Origin of the sequence: Nitrososphaera sp. AFS (assembly GCF_009898475.1) — an archaeon.
Taxonomy (GTDB): domain Archaea; phylum Thermoproteota; class Nitrososphaeria; order Nitrososphaerales; family Nitrososphaeraceae; genus Nitrosopolaris.
Map to the genome: position 1 here is coordinate 1 of NZ_QURE01000134.1, position 5,831 is coordinate 5,831.

Annotated in this window: 5 protein-coding genes; 1 reads left to right on the forward strand and 4 read right to left on the reverse strand. The window is 36.9% G+C overall.

Annotation, left to right across the window (positions count from 1 at the left end; genetic code table 11):
• Positions 1 to 1,174 precede the first annotated feature (1,174 nt).
• Positions 1,175 to 1,531 carry a succinate dehydrogenase gene (locus tag DYY65_RS11325; RefSeq protein ID WP_201449484.1) on the forward strand — a complete coding sequence of 119 codons (357 nt, stop codon included), beginning with the start codon at positions 1,175 to 1,177 and terminating at the stop codon, positions 1,529 to 1,531.
• A 143-nt stretch (positions 1,532 to 1,674) separates the two neighbouring features.
• Here DYY65_RS11325 and DYY65_RS11330 read toward each other — a convergent pair whose 3' ends face one another.
• From DYY65_RS11330 to DYY65_RS12865, 4 genes are all read right to left on the reverse strand, one after another.
• Complete coding sequence (locus DYY65_RS11330) at positions 1,675 to 2,085, reverse strand: hypothetical protein (RefSeq protein WP_162478067.1); 411 nt, start codon at positions 2,083 to 2,085, stop codon at positions 1,675 to 1,677.
• A gap of 418 nt (positions 2,086 to 2,503) precedes the next feature.
• Positions 2,504 to 2,809 carry a winged helix-turn-helix domain-containing protein gene (locus DYY65_RS11335; RefSeq protein WP_162478068.1) on the reverse strand — a complete coding sequence of 102 codons (306 nt, stop codon included), beginning with the start codon at positions 2,807 to 2,809 and terminating at the stop codon, positions 2,504 to 2,506.
• Between the two features lie 1,204 nt (positions 2,810 to 4,013).
• Complete coding sequence (locus tag DYY65_RS11340; protein ID WP_162478069.1) at positions 4,014 to 5,042, reverse strand: isocitrate/isopropylmalate dehydrogenase family protein; 1,029 nt, start codon at positions 5,040 to 5,042, stop codon at positions 4,014 to 4,016.
• A 248-nt stretch (positions 5,043 to 5,290) separates the two neighbouring features.
• The coding region (locus DYY65_RS12865) for a S1C family serine protease (protein WP_162478070.1) at positions 5,291 to 5,831 on the reverse strand (541 nt) is incomplete at its 5' end.

A 5,831-nucleotide genomic window follows, 5' to 3' on the forward strand; every position in this document is an offset into this window, starting at 1 on the left:
TTCATTGATCCCTAACCTTTTTTAATAGTCTTAAGCACGTTTGATAGAGTAATTTTTGATAGAGTAATAAAATAACGAATTTTTCTATGCTTCGTAATTTTGGTTCACTCCTGACCCAAAGTGTTTCAAAAATTGAACGAGGCACAATAAGTCTCGATATCATTATGAAGAAAATAGGCTATATTGGTGTGCTATTATGGCCTGAGGTAGTATAGACACATGTAGATAATTGCATAAGTCAATTTGATAACTGTAAAATAATTTCACCCTCAGCTCATCACGATTTTAGTATATATGATAGAAAATGTAGATATGATAGGTGTGTCAAAGTACACAACAACAAAAGAGAAAATGGTTGAATAAATGGATTAACACCATCTAAAATATTTCTACAAACATTCAACAGAGCCCATAATGGAAATAACTAATCAGAAAGCTGTAAGTACAGATTTAGAGATTGGTTTATTTCTTCTACTTCACTTCACCTTGTCTTTCAAATGGAGGCGTGTTTGGGAATGTTGGATAGATCTTAGCTATATGAAATATCCCTGCTTTCTCTGAATCTTTAATTGTCTAATATTATCCTATTTGGTTTTATATCATGGTTCTAGTTTACCGAAACAATGAACTTTTGCCCTTCTAAGTTAGGAATATATTCATAACCAACCTCAGAATAAGTGAGTATGAAGGATATGTATTGTCATCGGTTTATGGCTAACCTCCTGATAATACTTTGATAGGCCTTTATATTGTGCTCAATACAATAAACGGGGGACTATAGATGAATACTGGTGGCTACTTTAATGTTTTCCATGACATCATATTATATTATATTTTATTATGTTTTATTATATTTATTATATTGAACCCTTCTTATTAGAATGAAAATCTGATGATCTAGGACTTGCGCAACAGAATACTGAGATGTTCAGATTAAAGCAACTATCGCAAACAAACTAGAAATTCTCGTAATAGTCCCGTTTCATTACTCGAAATATTATTGATTTTCTTTTATCTTTAATATTCTAGTAATTTGTTATAACTGTACAATTTCAGGAATATCTTAATTACGCGGTTCCATATTTAGAAATAAATATTTCAAATTTGAGTTGACACCTGCGAGCCCTATGTAGAAGAAGTTAAAAGGGTGTAGTACAGAAAGAAGAAGGAATAGATGAGCCTACTGAAAGAAAGTCAAATAATGAAGATTCACTACCTAACTGGGATAGGTGCATTATTCACTGTTGCAGTGCATATTATGTTTCGTGTGATCGTGCCATTCGAGCAGAGTTTATCATTCCATAATATTATAATGAACTATCATAATATACCATATGTAGTAATTCTCGAATCAATACTCATATTAGTTTCCATACACGGCTTCAATGGCCTGAGAGTTATCCTTCTTGAACTGCGTCAGAACACAAAGTGGGAAAACGCAGTAACCATATTCACAATTGTCGCCATGATAGGCATAGTTGTTTACGGAACTAGGACCATCATTATAGCCAATGGATTTGCATTTAGGTAAAAGGATTGCTAGGCTTATTGGTATATTATCTTATAGGGGCCATAATTGATGCAAGGTTTGACTAAAAACCTTTGTAGGAAATAGCACAGTTGAGAACGAAATATACGGCAGAGTAAATCAGCTATGTGACGATGGACCTTCGATTATCCCTCAAGCTCCTTATCAAGCTGATTTTTCAACGACGTATATCTTTTGAATTTCCTATCCCAATCCGAAAAAAATTTTTGCTCACTTAATCCAATGAAGAGCCACATCGAAGCCAACATTATCGAAACTCCGATAAAGAACAATAGAAAAATGCCTATATCGGGGAATCTAAATAGTATCCTGTGCATAAAGAAGGGATGAATTACAAATACAGTAGCCAACATCAGAGATAACGGAGCAAGAATAAATGATGACAATATCATTATTTTGAAAACACTCCTTGTCGAATTCATATGAGATATTAATTCGTCTAGTAATTCAACTACACTTGTCTTGTTCTGTTTCTTTTCTGTATCTCTTATGATGCTATTTGAGTCATGGTCATCGCTATGATCTGTTGAGGACATCTTGACAAATTCCTATGGTGCAACGCCTCTTAAAATACTTGGCTAACTAAGTTACTGATCAGATGGCAGGTTCTTATGGTCGCTCTCTAGGTGAGTTGTCTCATCTCGACCCATATTCAATGCACCGGACCATCACACTGCATACCAATAGCAAACAGGATGCCAACATTTATTCAATGCTGGGTATGCCCAAACTCACAGAATGGAGTTTCGTATAGACACGCAGTGTATTGCATGAGTTCAGACTGCGACTATGGTAACCAGAATGGCAAAGATTAAACAACCATATGCTTAATTTGGCAAAGGTTAAGTTAATTTTGTTTACTAGACATTCAACAAATAGACTATAAAGACGGACATTCTTTTGTAGAGCAAAGAAGCTGTAATAATAGAATGTCATTCTTTTATTGACTGAACTCTATTCGTAGACCCTATATTTTCCTATATCCCCTATCATGTTATTTAGTTGATCGCATAGCACTAAGAAGCGCATGCCTTTTCCTGTTATTTTATATATCGATTGTTCTGCCTTTGTTAGCAAGCCACTATTCAATAGAAATGGTACATATTCCCTCATCTGTGTAGATGACAGAAAAGCGCCATACATGATTCGTGTCTTGGTTGCTTCTCTTCCTGAGACCTCCCTTAAGATCGCCGCAATTACGTCTAGCCTACTTCTGTTTCTTATGTGCTGTTGGGTAATAGGGGCTTCTTGTTTATTCATGCTATCTTTTCATAGTGTCTTCAGTTTTAAAACCTTCACGACCTCTAACTAGATAACAATGGACGTTAAAATTAGATCACATTTAAAAAAACTATGATTTTTCTAGTTGATATAGAAAGATTTTTCCGTTTAAACTATAGAGAATGCCCTCATCTTAACTATTATTGACACATTAGCTCCGGCTATATGTAGTGTAGACCTAGTCTGACATAAAATCAAGTCAATTCAGTGAATTTGCCATAAATCTGGTATTAACTAGCACCGAATTCGAAGGCAATTATATCAAATTCACTTTTTAGTGGATCTGTAGTATTTTCTGTCGGAAACATAGGACTTACACTGGCATTTATCGATCAAGCATTTCATCTTGTCTCTAGCCGCAGACCTATCATGGTCAATTTTTTGATGCTTACACTTTATACACCTAACAAGTAAATCTGACTCGCTGCTCATCGCTATTACAATATTATGGCTTATTTTTTATCTTATTGTTAAAAGGATGAAGAAAATGATCTCCGTAGAACAAAAGGCGACCATAAATCAATACAGCTTGCTTTAGAATAGGTCAGACTCTGGAGGTGCTTGATCTAGAGATACTTGATCTAGAATAAGATGGGTGATCTAACATAGTATAATGAAAAGCAGCTCAAATTAATAGAAGTTACTTGATTGAGATCGGATAAACCAGGTCCTATTTGCTCAATATTGGCAGTTTAGTTATTATAAAGGACACTCATTGAATATTAAGAAATTACATCTTAATATGTCCTTAACTATTAAATTGGTACTCGTAATTGGCCGATCTGCTAATTTATATTTGCTTAATTCTCTTCCACATGTCACAGTGATTGGACATCCCTTATGAAGATAGATTTGTCTGAATTGACCCCCAAATTTGTTTGGTTAGAGAGGGCATACCTGTAATATCATGGTACCATGAGTATGTGCTTATTAATGAAATGATTTTGGACACTGACTGGCAAGTTATTATTGTCATTATTTTACAGGTTACGAAGGAAAGGACAGTGATGATCACTAGCTGTCACTTAGTGTCCGGTAAGTTAGTACACCGATTTGTCAACTACATCTGGAATTACAACAAGTAATGATCGTCAATACGCAGAAACTATGCCAGCAAAGAAATCGTTGAAAGAAATAACCGCCCTTCATTAATATGATGCATTCTTCTATACTAACCTCAAGGTCATTTTCTAAGCAACTTGGCAGACCTAATAGCTATTTGGTCGGCCATCCCGGAAAGCGTCGCATTACCACCAAGATCGTATGTTACGTATTTCTTTTCATTTATCACATCTTCAGTAGCCTTGAAAATAGCCTTAGAAATGTACTCTTCACCGAGATAGTCAACCATCCATGATCCGGATAAAATAGTTGCCACAGGATTTACACGATCCTTCCCCGCATACTTGGGAGCACTGCCATGCGCTGGCTCAAACATTGCATAATTATCGCCGTAATTGCCAGAGTATACTGTGCCTATAGATCCTACATGTCCTGATGCACATTCTGAAATTATGTCCATAAATAGATTAGTGCTAAGCAGAATGCTGTTATTGAATCGCTCAGGATTTTTAACAAGCTGCTGTGTCATATTGTCGATGTAATATTCTTCTATTTCATTAATGTTGTTGAATTCACTTTGAATGCTTTTTACAGCTGCCCAAAATATTCCATCAGTTTCCTTTAGAATATTTCTTTTTGTAACAACAAAAACTTTGTTGTATCCGGCGGCGCTCGCAAGTTGAAATCCCTTTTTGATAACTCTTTCACTCCCTTTTTTCGTCACCTTTCGAATGGCGATGGCTGAATCTTCACTAATCCTGAATTCGATTCCAGCATATAGGCCTTCAGTTGCTTCACGCACGCAGATAAAATTTAATGTTCGTTCCGCGTTTTGGTAGGTCTTAATGGGTCGAACGTTAGCGTACAATTCAAACTTTTGTCTTATACTTACTGCTACGCTACGTGGTGCATTTGGAGTAGGGATCGTAGTTGTCGGACCCTTAAAACATGCATCACTATCTTCTAGGAGACTCCATACGTCTTGGGAAATGTAAGAGGTACCTCCGGCCTTTTGCCACCACTCAGAGCCCGCATTACAAGGAATTAATTCTATATTGCTATTGCACGCCCTGAGAACCTTAATCATTGCGTCGACTAATTCTGGTCCTGTCCCGTCCCCTCGAATAATTGCGGCAGTTTTCTTAGCCAATTGAAATCAATTAACGGGCAAAATTCTCTCTATTTATATGTATTCAGTAACTAATTAAAAGCCTGTTCCAGATATGCATCCGAGGATATTGGTTAATCTGATGATATTCGGAGGGAGTTTTGTGGCTGTTTGTAAATCATGTCAGTAGATCCAACCACAAGCATCGCAAACATCCCCCAGTATCGATTGACTGAAGCTATCTCATACGCAGCGTATGGACATATTTGCTCAGATGATATAGTGTGGCCTCAAGGTATCATGGGTTGCTGCGCTGTGGCATTGCCCACTATTGCTGGTCTAGTCTGCAATAACACGTTAAAATTCATTAGTTGTCCATGCCTGTTTACGGTTAGCATCACATTATTTCCAACAGACTTGTGTACGTCAATATAATTAATCAAGTCGTCTATGCTTCTAAGGGAATGCCCGTCAATTCCTATTATGATGTCGCCTAAACGTTGACCATTGGATGGTTGATCCTGAGGTGTCCCTTGCAGCCCAGCTTTGTCTGCAGGACTATTTGGTTGAACTGAACCAACAACTACTCCTTTATAATTTCTAGGTAAGCCTGCATTTTGTGCCATATCTGGAGTTATGGCGCCACCGGCAATTCCTAGCCAGGGATGGTTATATGTTCCAGTTCTAATAATTGTCGGAACCTCTTTTAGTATCATCTCTGATGGAACTGCGAATCCTATTCCTGAGAACTCACCAGTAGCTGAATTAATGGCTGTATTGATGCCTATAACCTGTCCTTGCATGTTAAGTAGAGGTCCACCAGAATTTCCT

Coding starts and splice junctions, on each gene's coding strand:
- DYY65_RS11325 (WP_201449484.1), top strand. CDS start 1,175: ATGAGCCTACTGAAAGAAAGTCAAATAATGAAGATTCACTACCTAACT.
- DYY65_RS11330 (WP_162478067.1), bottom strand. CDS start 2,085: ATGTCCTCAACAGATCATAGCGATGACCATGACTCAAATAGCATCATA.
- DYY65_RS11335 (WP_162478068.1), bottom strand. CDS start 2,809: ATGAATAAACAAGAAGCCCCTATTACCCAACAGCACATAAGAAACAGA.